At 45.2% G+C, this 14,728-nt stretch carries 17 protein-coding genes; 7 read left to right on the top strand and 10 right to left on the bottom strand.

The features are described from left to right. Nucleotides 1–141 precede the first annotated feature (141 nt). Complete coding sequence (locus L5L94_RS02190) at nt 142–582, bottom strand: YcgN family cysteine cluster protein (RefSeq protein ID WP_131525467.1); 441 nt, start codon at nt 580–582, stop codon at nt 142–144. Between the two features lie 143 nt (nt 583–725). Then, on the bottom strand, nt 726–1,004 hold the full coding sequence (locus tag L5L94_RS02185) for a YcgL domain-containing protein (protein WP_028760191.1): 279 nt from the start codon (nt 1,002–1,004) through the stop codon (nt 726–728). Between the two features lie 122 nt (nt 1,005–1,126). On the opposite strand from L5L94_RS02185, the gene minC reads away from it, so the two are divergent. From minC to minE, 3 genes are read left to right on the top strand one after another with little or no spacing between them, the layout of a single operon-like run. Further along, nucleotides 1,127–1,792, top strand: coding sequence for a septum site-determining protein MinC (minC, locus tag L5L94_RS02180; protein ID WP_106650327.1), 666 nt, complete (start codon nt 1,127–1,129; stop codon nt 1,790–1,792). 27 nt (nt 1,793–1,819) lie between these two features. Beyond that, on the top strand, nt 1,820–2,629 hold the full coding sequence (gene minD / locus L5L94_RS02175) for a septum site-determining protein MinD (protein WP_006086391.1): 810 nt from the start codon (nt 1,820–1,822) through the stop codon (nt 2,627–2,629). Nucleotides 2,630–2,631: 2 nt separating this feature from the next. Further along, a complete protein-coding gene (gene minE, locus L5L94_RS02170) occupies nt 2,632–2,889 on the top strand; it encodes a cell division topological specificity factor MinE (protein WP_028760193.1) in 258 nt (85 codons plus the stop codon). A gap of 92 nt (nt 2,890–2,981) precedes the next feature. Here minE and rnd read toward each other — a convergent pair whose 3' ends face one another. From rnd to tsaB, 7 genes are all read right to left on the bottom strand, one after another. Continuing rightward, complete coding sequence (rnd, locus tag L5L94_RS02165) at nt 2,982–4,091, bottom strand: ribonuclease D (RefSeq protein WP_028760194.1); 1,110 nt, start codon at nt 4,089–4,091, stop codon at nt 2,982–2,984. 70 nt (nt 4,092–4,161) lie between these two features. Next, nucleotides 4,162–5,835: a long-chain-fatty-acid--CoA ligase FadD gene (gene fadD, locus L5L94_RS02160; RefSeq protein WP_028760195.1), complete on the bottom strand. Its 1,674-nt coding sequence runs from the start codon at nt 5,833–5,835 to the stop codon at nt 4,162–4,164. Nucleotides 5,836–6,039: 204 nt separating this feature from the next. After that, a complete protein-coding gene (locus tag L5L94_RS02155) occupies nt 6,040–6,903 on the bottom strand; it encodes an alpha/beta fold hydrolase (RefSeq protein WP_263160937.1) in 864 nt (287 codons plus the stop codon). Nucleotides 6,904–6,924: 21 nt separating this feature from the next. Further along, nucleotides 6,925–7,737 (bottom strand): class I SAM-dependent methyltransferase, encoded by an 813-nt coding sequence (locus L5L94_RS02150; RefSeq protein ID WP_263160936.1) that lies wholly within the window; start codon nt 7,735–7,737, stop codon nt 6,925–6,927. A 210-nt stretch (nt 7,738–7,947) separates the two neighbouring features. After that, nucleotides 7,948–8,676 (bottom strand): M50 family metallopeptidase, encoded by a 729-nt coding sequence (locus tag L5L94_RS02145; protein ID WP_263160935.1) that lies wholly within the window; start codon nt 8,674–8,676, stop codon nt 7,948–7,950. Beyond that, nucleotides 8,669–8,983 carry a hypothetical protein gene (locus tag L5L94_RS02140; protein ID WP_131525917.1) on the bottom strand — a complete coding sequence of 105 codons (315 nt, stop codon included), beginning with the start codon at nt 8,981–8,983 and terminating at the stop codon, nt 8,669–8,671. Before L5L94_RS02140 ends, L5L94_RS02145 begins: the two co-directional genes overlap by 8 nt. A gap of 106 nt (nt 8,984–9,089) precedes the next feature. Next, the gene (gene tsaB, locus L5L94_RS02135) at nt 9,090–9,803 is read right to left on the bottom strand and encodes a tRNA (adenosine(37)-N6)-threonylcarbamoyltransferase complex dimerization subunit type 1 TsaB (protein WP_263160932.1); all 714 of its coding nucleotides are present in this window, start codon (nt 9,801–9,803) and stop codon (nt 9,090–9,092) included. A gap of 351 nt (nt 9,804–10,154) precedes the next feature. Here tsaB and hemB point away from each other — a divergent pair, with 351 nt between their 5' ends. Then, the gene (hemB, locus tag L5L94_RS02130) at nt 10,155–11,138 is read left to right on the top strand and encodes a porphobilinogen synthase (protein ID WP_028760201.1); all 984 of its coding nucleotides are present in this window, start codon (nt 10,155–10,157) and stop codon (nt 11,136–11,138) included. A gap of 149 nt (nt 11,139–11,287) precedes the next feature. Here the strand turns inward: hemB and L5L94_RS02125 are convergent, their stop codons facing one another. Further along, complete coding sequence (locus L5L94_RS02125; RefSeq protein ID WP_263160931.1) at nt 11,288–12,193, bottom strand: bifunctional methionine sulfoxide reductase B/A protein; 906 nt, start codon at nt 12,191–12,193, stop codon at nt 11,288–11,290. A 359-nt stretch (nt 12,194–12,552) separates the two neighbouring features. On the opposite strand from L5L94_RS02125, the gene L5L94_RS02120 reads away from it, so the two are divergent. The 3 genes from L5L94_RS02120 to L5L94_RS02110 all read left to right on the top strand — a co-directional run. Beyond that, nucleotides 12,553–13,392: an isopenicillin N synthase family dioxygenase gene (locus tag L5L94_RS02120; protein WP_113939512.1), complete on the top strand. Its 840-nt coding sequence runs from the start codon at nt 12,553–12,555 to the stop codon at nt 13,390–13,392. Between the two features lie 150 nt (nt 13,393–13,542). Next, entirely contained in the window at nt 13,543–14,484 is a 942-nt protein-coding gene (gene ylqF, locus L5L94_RS02115; RefSeq protein ID WP_011919190.1) for a ribosome biogenesis GTPase YlqF, read from the top strand. An 87-nt stretch (nt 14,485–14,571) separates the two neighbouring features. Next, nucleotides 14,572–14,728, top strand: a 157-nt coding sequence (locus L5L94_RS02110) for a transposase (RefSeq protein WP_259573881.1), incomplete at its 3' end; no start/stop codon positions are given.

The following is a 14,728-nucleotide window of genomic DNA, read 5'->3' as shown; positions in this document are numbered from 1 at the left end:
AACACCCCAAATGCACAAGGGAGCGATAATCGCTCCCTTGTTGTTTTCATTCTGACGGTCACTTTCCAATCAACAAGTGTCGTTTCAATTAATAAGTTAATTTTCAATCGAAAATACTACGGCAAAATGAATTCACGTCTGTTAATCCACGTCTTTAAGTGGCCATAGCACGATATGATCTTCAATATCCTTCACGCGTCTTTCATCCACCACCTTGCCTTGGATCGACATACCCGCTAAATGCATCGCTTCTTTGGAGCCTGTGAGCAGCGGATGCCAACTCGGTAGCTCACGCCCTGCCGCTAGGCGGCGATAGGCACAACTGTCGGGCAACCAAGTTAACTCATGGATATTATCAATCGTGATCACTGTACATTGGGGGACATGGGTGAAACGGTCACTGTAATGCTGACAGCCTGCCGTTTGATGATCGAGCAAAAGGCAAGCTGCATTGGTGTAATACAAGTCTTCGGTTTCATCATCTATCAACTTGTTTAAACAACATTTACCACAACCGTCACACAGGGATTCCCACTCGGTTGTGCTCATCTGCGCTAATGTTTTACTCTGCCAAAATGCCATGATTAACTATATCTTCTTAATAAAAAACCCGCTCAATGCGGGCTATTTTACACTAATTTGTCGTCAGATACGCAATGCCACTGAGATTAACGAGTGTGGTTTGACGCGCCAGAGCTCATTAGCAGCGTCTTGATGCTACCTGGTTAATCTTTGATCCCAAGGCTCAGCTTATGCTCAGCCAATAAATTCACCTGAGGTGGCGGAATTTGTAAATAAAAGCCATTTTCTGCCATTGCTGCTCTGACTTTATGTATATCTGCCATACCTAACGCGTCGCGTTTAGCGATAGGAAACACCATCACCAACTTTGGCACGCCAAACATTTCCATCAAAGGCACTGGAACATCGTCAAAACAATCTCTTTTCTTCACAAATAAATAAGTATCAGCCTTTCGGCTACTTTTATAAACGGCACATAGCATAAGAATCAAATATCCAATAGTTCAAACTTGCCAGTCAATGGGGCACACTATAACATGGTCGCCTAGTAATTTAATTGTAAAATCAGCGAACCGACTGATGATTTCTGGAGAATAGTGCCGGGATGTCAAAACCTAGCTTAGAGTTAAAAGGCGCTTCTTTTACTCTTTCAGTGCTTCATATTAATAGCAGCGATTTACAAGCTGTCATGACTGAATTAGACAGTAAGTTGGCACAAGCTCCTCAGTTTTTTCTGGGTGCTCCTTTAGTCGTCAATCTGAGTGCCATTCAGCACGACAGCTTGAATTTAAGTGCGTTAAAGGATCTGCTGATCTCACGTCAATTAGTGATTGTTGGCATAACGGGCGCGACAACCGTACTCAGTAAACAAGCAAAAGACTTAGGCCTTGCCATAGTCAAAGCGGGAAAACAGAGCAGTACCCCGCCGCCAGCCCCGCGCCAAACTAAAATAGTGAAGCAAAATATTCGTTCAGGCCAACAAGTCTACGCAAAAAATGGTGATTTAATCATATTTGGTGCGGTAGGCAATGGCGCAGAAGTCATCGCAGATGGTAGCATTCATATCTATGGCGCATTACGAGGGAAAGCCATGGCAGGCGCCGCGGGCGATACCAGCGCCGTTATCATTGCCCACTCTCTGGAGGCCGAACTCGTTTCAATAGCAGGGCAATATTGGCTCGCTGAAAATCTACAACAACATAGCTCAGATAAAAGCGGCTGCATTCGCCTAAACGGTGAGTCGCTTATGGTTGAATCATTGCCCCTCTAAATGGCAGAACAAAGGATAGAGAGAAACATGGCACAAATTATTGTTGTCACTTCAGGTAAAGGCGGCGTAGGTAAAACCACATCGAGTGCTGCAATTGCGACCGGTCTTGCCATGCAAGGACACAAGACAGTCGTTATTGATTTCGATATAGGTTTACGAAACTTAGACTTGATCATGGGTTGCGAGCGTCGTGTTGTTTATGACTTCGTTAATGTGATCAATGGTGAAGCCAATTTAAATCAAGCGCTGATCAAAGATAAACGCTGCGATAAGTTATTCGTTTTACCCGCTTCACAGACCCGTGATAAAGATGCACTGACCAAAGAAGGTGTTGGCCGTGTTTTAGACGATTTGGCCAAAGACTTTGAGTTTATTCTGTGTGACTCTCCCGCAGGGATTGAGCAAGGCGCTATGATGGCATTGTATTTTGCCGATATCGCTATTGTGACCACTAACCCAGAAGTCAGTTCAGTGCGCGACTCAGATCGTATTTTAGGTATGTTGCAAAGCAAATCACGCCGCGCAGAACTGAATCTAGAGCCGATAAAAGAATATTTACTCTTGACTCGTTATTCACCGAGCCGTGTAAAATCGGGCGAAATGTTAAGTGTCGACGATGTTCAAGAAATTCTGGCCATTGAGTTACTCGGCGTTATTCCTGAGTCACAATCTGTACTGAAAGCCTCTAACTCAGGCGTACCAGTGATTATCGACCAAGAGAGTGATGCAGGTTTAGCCTACAGTGATACAGTCGCACGCTTACTGGGTGAAGATGTACCAGTACGCTTTATTACGGAAGAAAAGAAAGGTTTCTTACAACGGATATTTGGTAGCTAATTATGTCTTTACTCGACTATTTCAAAAGCAAGAAAAAGCCTAGCACTGCGGTAATGGCAAAAGAGCGCCTACAGATCATCGTGGCTCATCAACGTGGACAAAGGGACACTCCCGATTATTTCCCACAGATGAAACAAGAGATCATTGCCGTTATTCGCAAATATGTGCCGATTTCTGATGATCAAGTTTCTGTGCAGTTAGATCAAAACGACGCCAACCTGTCGGTACTCGAGCTTAACGTCACTTTGCCTGACAGATAAGTCGATGACACAAAAAATGTCATCTTCAATTGAAGATGACATTTTGATGTGGATGTTTTTCCGCGATGGATTCAAGTACGAAATATTAAGCACTAGACCTCAAGCTTTGCTAAAGCCTCAGTTGCCAATTCCCCTCGCCAACCACATAACACTGCCGGTAAATCCCCTTGTTGCTTATCCCAACGCCATTGCAAAAACTCATGGATATGACGTTTAGAACCGAGCATTTCCTGCGGCACATCATGCTTTTCGCATAATTCGACCAAACAACTTTTAATCGCTTTAAAGGCCGATTTGTAGCCTGATTTTAACGCCAATACATCCACTAACTCGGGTAAATTAACCAAATCCGCAGTTTGTAGCACACGTAATAAATCTTTGCCGTGGATGCGTTTTTCCTGTTCGGTCAAGTCATTGAGCTTAAACAAATCAGCCGAAGTTTTAGGTTGCTTCTTCGCTAATGCAATAAGACCATGATCTTTGATCACAAAACCTAAGGCTAAATCACGGACTAAGGCTTTTTCAAGGCGCCATTTGGCGAGCACTTTAAGGTAAGCCAATTGAATTTCAGTGAGTTGAAAAGCATTTTTCACTTTCAAATAGGCTGTATCAAGATCAGGATCGGCAAGCCTGCCCTGAGTCATCCTTTCCCCTTCCTCGTATAACCAAGCTAAACGCCCTTGGGCGCTGAGTTTCGCTTCCAGTTGAGGATAGAGCTGATACAAATACAGGACGTCATTGGCGGCGTAGCTTAACTGGGCTTCCGTTAAAGGACGACGGATCCAATCTGTACGCGACTCACCTTTATCGATCACTTCACCAAGGCAAGTTTCAACTAACTTGGCATAACCCACACCGTGGCCCATACCACACAAAGAGGCGGCAATTTGGCTATCAAACAAAGGCGTAGGCTGACATTTACCATAGTGGGCAAAAACTTCTAAGTCTTCACTGCAGGAATGCACTAGCTTAACGATATTCGGGTCCGATAACAGCGCCCAAAACTGGGCTAAATCAGGTAAAGCGACCGGATCAATCAAAGCTAAGGTTTTACCATCATAGGCTTGAATCAAACCTAACTTGGCATAATAAGTACGAGTACGAACAAACTCGGTATCTAACACGAGTATCTTACTCTGTTTATATTGGGCAACGAGGGCATTAAGGCTTGCTTCATCACTCACATATTGAAACGCTGACAAATTCTTCTCCAGATCCTGTGGGTCAATCACAGTCCATAAAAACAAAAGCCGGCAAATGCCGGCTTCAATCTTACGCGCGCTTAGCTTCGTCTCTAAGCTCTCGTCGCAAGATTTTACCCACGTTGGTTTTAGGTAACTCGTCCCTAAATTCTACCAGCTTCGGCACTTTATATCCCGTTAAATGAATACGGCAGTGCTTAATGATGTCTTCAGCGGTTAAAGATTTATCTTTTGCCACCACAAATACCTTCACTAACTCACCACTGGCGTCGTTTGGCACACCAACGGCAGCCACTTCAATCACTTTGGGATGAAGTGCGACCACTTCTTCGACTTCGTTAGGGAATACGTTAAAGCCTGAGACTAAGATCATGTCTTTCTTACGGTCGACAATATAGAAGAAACCTTTCTCATCCATATAACCAATATCGCCCGTAGCTAACCAACCGTCAGTGTCGATCACTTTGGCGGTTTCTTCAGGACGTTGCCAATAGCCTTTCATCACCTGAGGACCTTTACCAAACAGCTCGCCGGTTTCGCCTTGGGCTAATACCTTGCCGTCATCATTACGGATTTGGATCAGTGTCGAAGGTGCAGGAAAACCAATTGAACCGTTATAACCGTCTAAGTTATATGGACAACAGGTTAATAAGGGTGAGGCTTCCGTCAGACCATAACCTTCAAGTAAACGGGTTTTAGTAATGGTTTGCCATTTATCCGCCACGGCTTTCTGTACCGCCATGCCGCCACCGATAGAGAGTTTTAAGCGTGAGAAATCCAACTGAGAAAAATCATCACTGTTCACTAAAGCGTTAAATAAGGTATTCACCCCAGTTAATGCGGTGAAAGGATACTTTTTCAACTCAGCCACAAATCCTGGGATATCGCGAGGATTGGTGATGAGTAAATTCTGACTTCCTTTGTGCAAAAACAGCAGGCAATTCACGGTCAAGGCGAAGATGTGATACAGCGGCAAGGCCGTTACGACAAACTCACTGCCATCGTTTAAAGCGGGAGAATATGCACCATCGGCCTGCAATACGTTTGCGACAATATTGCCATGGGTCAACATAGCGCCTTTAGAGACCCCAGTGGTGCCACCTGTGTATTGTAAAAACGCTAAGTCATCGTTAGTGACTTCAGGTTTGATGTATTGCATGCGACGACCCGTTGATAAGGTATCGCGCATTGATAAGGCATGGGGTAAATCGTATTTTGGCACTAACTTCTTGATGTACTTCACCACAAAGTTCACTAAGGTACGTTTTGGTGCACTTAATTGATCACCTAAACTGGTGATAATCACGCTTTCAACGGGAGTTTGATCGACCACTTCTTCTAAAGTGCGGGCGAAGTTTGACACCACCACAATGGCTTTAGCGCCAGAGTCAATCAACTGATGTTTAAGCTCGCGCGGTGTATAAAGTGGGTTAACGTTAACAACCACCATACCTGCACGCAAAACACCAAACAGTGCAATGGGATACTGCAACAGGTTTGGCATCATCAAAGCGACACGGTCGCCCTTTTCAAGCTTTAATTCATTTTGTAAATACGCAGCGAATGCTCGGCTGCGTTCTTCCAATTTACGATAGGTTAGCGTGGCACCCATGTTGATAAATGCAGGTTGATCTTCATACTTAGCCACCGCTGTCTCGAACATGTCGACAAGCGATGAGTATTGTTCCACATTAATTTCAGCAGGCACATCTTCTGGCAAATGATTAATCCAAGGCTGATCCACTACTCTCTCCTAAATCCCCACAACTGCGGAAACAATATCCATACAAGCGTCAAGACTCGATAAATACCGAGTTAAAATACCGGCTTACATTTTATAGTTATTAATTTACTCGTCATAAATCATACGAGCGTTTTAATTTTGATCATCATCACATAAAAAAAACAAAAAACCTAGCGTCTTTTTTATACCCATATAAGCAACCTATTAAACGAATTTGCGGATCAAACGTGCAACGCCTTCGGCATTGTCCATATGCACATGATGATCGCCCTCAATTATGTGCTCAGACAAATGCTTGAACCACGTTCTGGCCTTAGGTATCGCGCTCTGCAACTGGCTAAATCCCTGTTTGCCACAAATTAATAAGGTTTCAACATTGATGTCCTGCATCAAGGCATCAACTTGGGCGAAGGTTAATCGTTGGGGTGAATCTAATCTTAATCGAGGATCACTACGCCAACCTATGCCATCACCTTCGGGCTGCATATTACGATCGAGCAACAAACGACACCAAGGTTCGGCAAGTCCTGTTAAATGTGCCCTCGCCCGCACCGCAGTATCTATACTGTCGTAAATCTTTACCTGCCCATGCTTCTGAGTTAAATACTTCTCATGCTGATAGAAACTTTTTTTCAATCGCGCCTTAGCTTGCGTTGGCAACTCAGACAAGGGGCTTAACGCTTCGATCAATACCAGCTTGTTAACCTTTTCGGGAAACGTCGCCGTGTAAGCTGAGGCGATTATACCGCCGAGCGAATGCCCAATCATTGCCGCTGGCTTTTGCGGTAATGCCGTTAACAACGCGTCTAAATCATACAAATAATCAATCCAATGCAGCGGATAGTGTCCCGGCCTATGTGCAGAAAAGCCGTGTCCTGGCCAATCAATGGCGAGCACTTGATAATCGAGTAAATGCGCTGTTAAAGGTTCAAAACTGTTGGCGTTATCTAACCAACCATGTAAGGCAAGCAATAAAGGTTTATCCTTCGCCCCCCATAATCGGCCCGCGACCGTAATATGAGGTAATACAAATTCGATTTGATTTTTGGGGGCGAAAGATTGCCACATAATGCCTCTGATGTCAGGTAATTAAGATGATTTTTTGACAAATTTAAGTGTCATACGATCACTTTCACCGATCGCTTGGTATTTTTCTTTATCGGTATCACCCAAGGCAAAAGAGGGCGGTAGCGTCCAAACACCTTTGGCGTAATCTTTCGTATCTTTGGGGTTCGCATTGATTTCTGCACTTTCAACTAAGGTAAAACCTGCTTTTTTGGCTAAAGCAACCATAGCAGCTTGATCCATATAGCCAGTGCTGAAGTTCATTCCTTCGTTGGCTCTATGCTCTACCACGCCAAAGATACCGCCGTCCTTCAACACTTTATAAGACGCGGCAAACACGTTTTCCAACTGATCTGTTGATGCCCAGTTATGTAGATTTCGGAAGGTTAATACCAGATCAGCACTACCATCAGCGCCTAAATCCATCTTATGTGGAGGATCGAAGGTAACAATCTTAGCATTGCCCATGACGTCTTTATTGGCCGTCATCCACGCAGCATACTTAGTGCCCGCGTTCGCGCGATAACGATTCCCGGGAGTATCTGTCGCAGGAGCCATTTCGAAACTGGCTGCGATATATTGGCCCTCTTTAGCAAGATAAGGCCCTAATATTTCACTGTACCAGCCATTACCCGGCCAGAGTTCAATCACAGTCTGTTTTGGAGTAATGCCAAAAAAAGTTAAGGTTTCAGCGGGATGACGATAAACGTCACGACTGGCATTTTTAGCCTGACGAAAATCGCTTTTTAAGACTTTATCTAAGCTTTCATCGGCATAGGTAACACTCGAACATAAACCAGCAAGCAGCAGACTGGCAACTAAGGTGACTTTTTTCATTGTAATTCTCCATGGATACCGAAGGCTTAACCTAGCAGCCAATGGCCAAAAATCCAAGGAATAGAAGTCGGAAAACTAAGCTTTAAGCGACATAAGTGTTTATAGCTCAAAGTGATGAGCAAAATCACCTTTACCTAAATCAACAAAGTTCAAAGCAGAAAAACGATGGGGAAAACACTAGACGACTGAGGCATTAAACAAGCTTGAGAACTAACGACTTGCGGCATTATCTACGCGGCGCCACGCAAAATACAAAGCGCAGGCACTGGTTAATAACCATAATCCCACCCAAATCCACGCGGGGATCCAAGAACGCTCAGCCAACATCACTGCATCACCTTGACCATCAAGCCCGAGCAACACTGTCGGACTCGCAAGCGCATTAAGCATGATCATCAAGCCAATAATACGCAAAAACTGAGTCAACATTTTGTTTTGACTGAGTTTAAGCGGTAACAACAAAATAATAGTCAGCACAGCTAAAATCGCTAACGTGAGAATATCCCTGCCCCAAAGCAAGCCGCTTAGCACAACTAAGGCACCTAGCAAGGCAAAACTCACGCGGATCCCCTTTGGCCAAGTCGCTAATAAATAGATTAAATATCCCCAACAGGCTGCACCAAAATACCCAGCAAAGCCAATAAACATCGGCGAGCCGCCTTGGCTAAAACAAAATCCTGCGCCGTTCGGAAACAACTGAATATGACTGACCACGCCCGAGCTTAAAATCGTTGCAATGGCATGGGACAGTTCATGAAAATAGCTTTCAAGCCATTTAAACGGCACGCTCAAATAGGGAATTCGAGTTATCAATAAAGCTAAAACTAGCTCGATAATAAACAAACCACGGCTTGGCACACCGCTTGTGGCTAAGCCTGTCAGTTTAGAAGAGGAAAATCGCGAGGTTGAACTAGAAGACGTTTTTTGATGCTCAAGCATACAAGTCCACACCCACCATTTGCTGAATTTCATCGCGTTTGGCGGCATGTTGGGTTTGTAAATATTGGGCAATCGCTCCCTGATGGCCGCGAGTATCTTGCTCATACTCGAGGTGCGCACCAAGCCTTGACTGTAAATTTCCTGCTGCGCTTTTACTTTTAGGCTGAGTATCTAAACTAAGGGCTTCGACGGCATCTTGCTCAATCACTGGGCGTGACGATTCAGGCGCAGTCAGCCCCTGAGCGATAGCGGGTCTATTACTCGCTACAGCATTCGTCAAACTCATTTGATTCACATTAACTTGCATCAAGAAGCCTTAAGTTTGCACTATCCATCGTTAAGCCATTCATAGTTAAGAATGCTTAGCATTAATTGCCTGAGATTCTATCGCAGATACTCAAGCAAAGAACAGCTTATTCACGGCCGGGTAACTTTTTCCATGTGACTGTATCACGTAAATACACAGGTTCAAGCTCATCGACCGAGGTTGTCAGTCCAGCTTTTATGCCTGCTTCAGCCAATATCAGCATAGCCTTTGCATCGGGATATTTCACGGCCTCGAGAGCTAAAATCCCCTTGCCGAGTGCCAGCAAATCGGGATAAGCATCAAAACCTGTGCCGCAGCCCACAATTGGCGCTTGAGTATCGAGCTGAAGCAGTACGTCCGCAGGCGCACTGACCACTTCTTTACCGACAAGCGTTGCAATACCGTCAACGGCCACAAACTGGCCCCAATACACTTCCCCCATGCGCGCATCAATGGCGCACAAAACTTGCTCGGCTTGATACTGGCTAATCGCCATTTGTGCCATTGCCGCTAAGGTTGAAATACCAATCACAGGCAAATCTAACCCCAGTGCCAGACCTTGCGTCATGCTAGTGCAGATGCGGATCCCCGTAAAACTGCCAGGGCCTCGTCCGTAAGCAATCGCAGTCACTTTATCTAAGCGAATGCCCGCTTGCTTGAGCACTGAATCGACCATAGGCAGCAGACGTTGACTGTGTTCACGCGGTGCATCGGCAAGTTCAGCATAAATCTGACCTTGGTATTGCAGCGCAGCTGAGCAGGATTCGGTACAAGTGTCTAAGGCAAGAATACAAGCAGAGTGTTCGTGTGTTATTGTCATTTCAAAACCGGATTAGCGGGCAATATTTCGCATCAAATTTACATAATCTGTATTGCGCGAATATGCCATGAGAAAACTGGCGCAAATAATAACATCAAATGCCCGAAAACAAAGGGCTAAGCAAGCAACTCAGCTAAAATAGCGCTCGTATGATATTCAGTCGCAAATCTGGACAAGATGAATTTATGTGATCTAAGTCAATGATCAATAAACTCATTAATGAATATAGCTCGCTTGGGGAAACTTTTTCAACTTTGATTGTCAGAGCAGAAAAGTATGGGGCGAATTTATCCCTTGCCATTCCCTTAGTATTGTACGATTGCTTTAACCCGCCTTCGATAAGGACATTTCATGTTAAACACGCCTCCATTGCGTCGCCTAAGACGCTTACGTAATTCAGAAGCAATGCGCGATCTGCTGCGCGAAACCCATATTTCACTGAGCGATCTTATCCATCCCCTGTTCATTGAAGAGCACATCACCCATGCCGTGCCCATCTCCACGCTACCTGGCATCAGCCGCTTACCTGAGAGCGCACTGGCGGATGAAGTTCGCGAGCTTTACGCCCTTGGGATCCGTTATGTGATGCCCTTTGGGATTTCCCACACTAAGGATGATAAGGGCAGCGATACATGGGACGACAATGGTTTACTCGCCCGTATGGTTCGCACCATTAAAGCTACCGTGCCTGAGATGATGGTGATCCCCGACATTTGTTTTTGTGAATACACAGATCACGGCCATTGCGGCGTCGTACACAATAATGAAGTCTGCAACGACCTCACCGTCGAAAATTTAGTTAAGCAATCGATAACGGCCGCCAAAGCTGGCGCCGATATGTTAGCACCATCGGCCATGATGGACGGTCAAGTGAAAGCCATTCGCCAAGGGCTCGATGCCGCAGGTTTTGAACATGTGGCGATTCTGGCCCACTCGGCAAAATTCGCCTCTTCTTTTTACGGTCCTTTTAGAGCCGCGGTTGATTGTGAACTCAGCGGAAATCGCAAGGGATATCAACTGGATTATGCTAATGGTCGTCAAGCCCTGTTAGAAGCTTCATTAGATGAAGCCGAAGGCGCCGATATCCTGATGGTTAAACCCGGCACCCCCTACTTAGATGTGCTCAGCCGTTTAAGACAAGAAACCCACTTGCCACTCGCCGCCTATCAAGTCGGCGGTGAATATGCGGGCATTAAATTTGCAGCCCTTGCGGGCGCGTTGGATGAGCGTGCTGTGGTGACAGAAACGTTTATCGGCTTAAAGCGGGCGGGTGCAGATTTGATTGTCAGCTATTACACCAAACAATACGCCCAATGGTTAACTGAAAGCCGATAGTTGCGTCGGTAGCGAATCAAAAGTTACGCTAATCGTTAAACCGATAGCTAAGCGGCTTGTTAAGAGAACAACTAGGTTTTGCACTTTAGAAACCCCATAAAAAACGCCACCTTTATCGGTGGCGTTTTTGTATTTAACACCCTATTCACTTAAACCTTCTGCAATCTTGCAAACAAGGCTTTTACTTTTTCGACTTTAGGACGCACGACCATCTGACAATAGGGCTGCTCACCGTGTAAAGCGAAGTAGTCATTGTGATAATTTTCAGCGGGATAAAAAGTATCAAACGCTGAAACTTGGGTCACTATCGGCGCATCAAAAACCTTGGCTGCTGCTAACTGAGTCAGCATAGCGGTAGTTTGCTCTATCTGCTCAGCATTATGGGTAAACACCACGGAGCGATATTGTGGCCCCTTATCATTACCTTGGCGATTAAGCGTGGTCGGATCATGGCTCTCAAAAAAGACCTGTAATAACGTCGTAAAATCAATTTCCTCAGGGTTGAACTCGATATGCACAACTTCTGCATGGCCGGTTTGGCCCGAGCAAACAGATTTATAATCGGCATCATGGGCTTCGCCGCCGACATAACCTGAAGTGACATTCACCACGCCCTTTAGGCTTTTAAAAATCGCTTCGACGCACCAAAAACACCCAGCACCCAAAGTCGCAAAGTGATTCGGTGCTGGTTCAACAGCATCATCCATCCCTTTGAACACCATAGAAACTGAGTTAACACAGTGACGGATATTGTTAGGTGTTAACATTTCACCTTCAAAGACATGCCCCAAGTGACCGCCGCACTGGCTACAAACAATTTCAGTTCTGCGGCCGTCGGCGTCTATGTGGCGGGTTACAGCGCCAGCAATTTCATCATCGAAGGCAGGCCAGCCACAATGGGCATTAAATTTATGCTCAGAGCGATACAAGGGGGCATGGCATTTTTTGCATAAATACAAACCCTTAGCATCGTGCTCATAATACTCACCACTAAAGGGGCGTTCAGTGCCTTTCTCTTCGATAACATAGCGTTCAAAATCGGTCAGTTTATTCATATTAATGCCCTTTCGACTCACGTCGTTGTGTATTTCGATATTCTTTGATTAAGAAGCTGATTTATAAGGAAGCCAACATAAGACCCACTCCAAGTAAGATTTCTTGCACTCGGCTTCAAAATGCGGCTGACATCAATCCAATCACAACAAATCTAATGCCCATACTAACGGATTTAGTGACTAAAATCTTACCACTCAAGTAACTACTAATATAAGTGCTCATATAAGCGACTGCATAAATGACGGAAAATACGGCAGTTGATCCAGATCACAGTCGCTGAGTATTTGCACCCACATCAGCGCACGGCTACACTTGCAGCGGGTCAAATTACAACTAAATATAACAAGTAGAAACCAAAATGAAATTAGAAACCATTGATTACCGCGCTGAAAACAGTGCCCAGCAATTCGTTGAATCACTTCGGGAAACTGGCTTTGGTGTTTTATCTAATCATCCGATTGATAAGCGCTTAGTTGAAGACATCTACACCGAGTGGCAAGCCTTTTTTAATTCAGAAGCCAAAAACGACTATATGTTTAAAAAAGAAACCCACGACGGTTTCTTCCCTGCGTCGATTTCTGAAACCGCCAAAGGCAACACAGTCAAAGACATTAAAGAGTACTACCACGTGTACCCTTGGGGCCGTATCCCCGATTCACTGCGTGCCAATATTCTCGCCTATTACGATAAAGCCAACGCACTGGCTGCAGAACTATTAGAGTGGATCGAAACCTACTCACCAGAAGACGTAAAAGCCAAGTTTTCGATGCCATTGCCAGAAATGATCGCCAACAGCCAAAAAACCTTGCTGCGCATTCTGCATTACCCACCGATGACGGGCAGTGAAGAAATGGGCGCCATTCGCGCCGCAGCACATGAAGATATCAACCTTATCACAGTGTTACCTGCTGCCAATGAGCCTGGATTGCAAGTGAAAGCCAAAGATGGCACTTGGTTAGATGTTCCAAGCGATTTTGGCAACATTATTATCAATATCGGTGACATGTTACAGGAAGCCTCTGGCGGCTATTTCCCATCGACGTCACACCGCGTCATCAATCCTGAAGGTACGGATAAAACCAAGTCACGGATCTCTTTGCCGTTATTTTTACATCCAAACCCTGCTGTAGTGCTATCGGATCGCTATACCGCCGACAGTTATCTGATGGAAAGATTGCGCGAACTCGGGGTGATCTAAGCCTTAATTCAGCCTATTAATCCAAGCAACAATCGCAAGAGACTGTCAAGGATTAAGCGATTAAAGCGCCTTAGGGCGCTTTTTTTATGACATTCGCCACCTTCAAGGTAGAATAGCCGTTCTTTAAGTTATTTAGGACAAGGCGTTATCATGGCAATTCAGTGGTATCCGGGGCATATGCACAAGGCACGCAAGGAGATTGAAGAGGCAATGCCTCAGGTCGATCTTGTTATCGAAGTGCTGGACGCGCGTATTCCCTACAGTAGCGAAAACCCCATGGTGGCTCAGCTTCGAGGCGACAAACCTTGTATCAAACTGCTCAATAAATCTGATCTGGCCGATCCAGAGATCACCGCACAATGGATTGAATACTTAGAGCGTGAGCAAGGCGTCAAAGCCACGGCGATCACGACACTGCAAGCAGCAATGGTGAAAAAAATCCCTGATCTCTGCCGTAAGCTAGTGCCAAGTCGCGATAAAACCGAAAAAGATATTCGCACTATGATCATGGGGATACCCAATGTTGGGAAATCTACCATCATCAATACCTTAGCTGGCCGTGTTATCGCCAAAACCGGTAACGAACCTGCGGTAACCAAAACCCAGCAACGGATCAATTTACGTAACGGTATCGTGCTGTCGGATACCCCGGGTATTTTGTGGCCCAAAGTAGATAATGAAGCGAGCAGCTATCGCCTTGCCGTCACTGGCGCGATTAAAGATACGGCGATGGAATATGAAGATGTGGCCCTGTTCGCCGCCAAGTATTTCTTAACCGCTTATCCAAAAGAGATTTGTGAGCGCTATAACTTAAGTGAATTACCAAAGGATGATGTCGCACTTCTCGAGGAAATAGGCCGTAAACGTGGTGCACTGCGTCCCGGTGGTCGCATCGATATGCACAAAGCATCAGAGTTATTACTGCATGAATATCGCTCGGGAAAAATAGGCTTACTCTCGCTAGAAACGCCTGCGATGGCAGAGCTTGAAAAGATTGAAGTCGCCCGTATCATGGCCGAAAAAGAAGCAGAGAAAGAAGCCAAATTGGCAGCAGAGAGACTTAAACGTTCAGGCAAACGTCATAACGACTAGGGTCTGTTGATCTTTCGAGAGTGATTTTTAGACAGCATGGCAAGACGTTATAATTTGCTTCGCCAAAAGTAACCATAACCTCAAGCCATGCCAAGACTTATGCTAACCGATGCACGCTGGGAAAAGCTATTTCATTTAATGAAAAGCACAGGCCGTGTTTATGACAAACCTGAACATAGACAAACATTCGAAGGTATTCTTTACCGCCTTAGAACAGGTATCCCTTGGCGAGATTTACCTAAAG

The organism is Shewanella sp. SM21 (assembly GCF_025654335.1).
GTDB lineage: Bacteria > Pseudomonadota > Gammaproteobacteria > Enterobacterales > Shewanellaceae > Shewanella > Shewanella oncorhynchi.
Note: the sequence above shows the minus strand (reverse complement) of the source record. Positions and strands in the feature narration are given on the sequence as shown.

Excerpts from the sequence above, each read along its gene's own strand:
- L5L94_RS02190 (WP_131525467.1), bottom strand. The coding sequence starts at position 582 with ATGGCATTTTGGCAGAGTAAAACATTAGCGCAGATGAGCACAACCGAG.
- L5L94_RS02185 (WP_028760191.1), bottom strand. The coding sequence starts at position 1,004 with ATGCTATGTGCCGTTTATAAAAGTAGCCGAAAGGCTGATACTTATTTA.
- minC (WP_106650327.1), top strand. The coding sequence starts at position 1,127 with ATGTCAAAACCTAGCTTAGAGTTAAAAGGCGCTTCTTTTACTCTTTCA.
- minD (WP_006086391.1), top strand. The coding sequence starts at position 1,820 with ATGGCACAAATTATTGTTGTCACTTCAGGTAAAGGCGGCGTAGGTAAA.
- minE (WP_028760193.1), top strand. The coding sequence starts at position 2,632 with ATGTCTTTACTCGACTATTTCAAAAGCAAGAAAAAGCCTAGCACTGCG.
- L5L94_RS02155 (WP_263160937.1), bottom strand. The coding sequence starts at position 6,903 with ATGTGGCAATCTTTCGCCCCCAAAAATCAAATCGAATTTGTATTACCT.
- L5L94_RS02150 (WP_263160936.1), bottom strand. The coding sequence starts at position 7,737 with ATGAAAAAAGTCACCTTAGTTGCCAGTCTGCTGCTTGCTGGTTTATGT.
- L5L94_RS02145 (WP_263160935.1), bottom strand. The coding sequence starts at position 8,676 with ATGCTTGAGCATCAAAAAACGTCTTCTAGTTCAACCTCGCGATTTTCC.
- L5L94_RS02140 (WP_131525917.1), bottom strand. The coding sequence starts at position 8,983 with ATGCAAGTTAATGTGAATCAAATGAGTTTGACGAATGCTGTAGCGAGT.
- tsaB (WP_263160932.1), bottom strand. The coding sequence starts at position 9,803 with ATGACAATAACACACGAACACTCTGCTTGTATTCTTGCCTTAGACACT.
- hemB (WP_028760201.1), top strand. The coding sequence starts at position 10,155 with ATGTTAAACACGCCTCCATTGCGTCGCCTAAGACGCTTACGTAATTCA.
- L5L94_RS02125 (WP_263160931.1), bottom strand. The coding sequence starts at position 12,193 with ATGAATAAACTGACCGATTTTGAACGCTATGTTATCGAAGAGAAAGGC.
- L5L94_RS02120 (WP_113939512.1), top strand. The coding sequence starts at position 12,553 with ATGAAATTAGAAACCATTGATTACCGCGCTGAAAACAGTGCCCAGCAA.
- ylqF (WP_011919190.1), top strand. The coding sequence starts at position 13,543 with ATGGCAATTCAGTGGTATCCGGGGCATATGCACAAGGCACGCAAGGAG.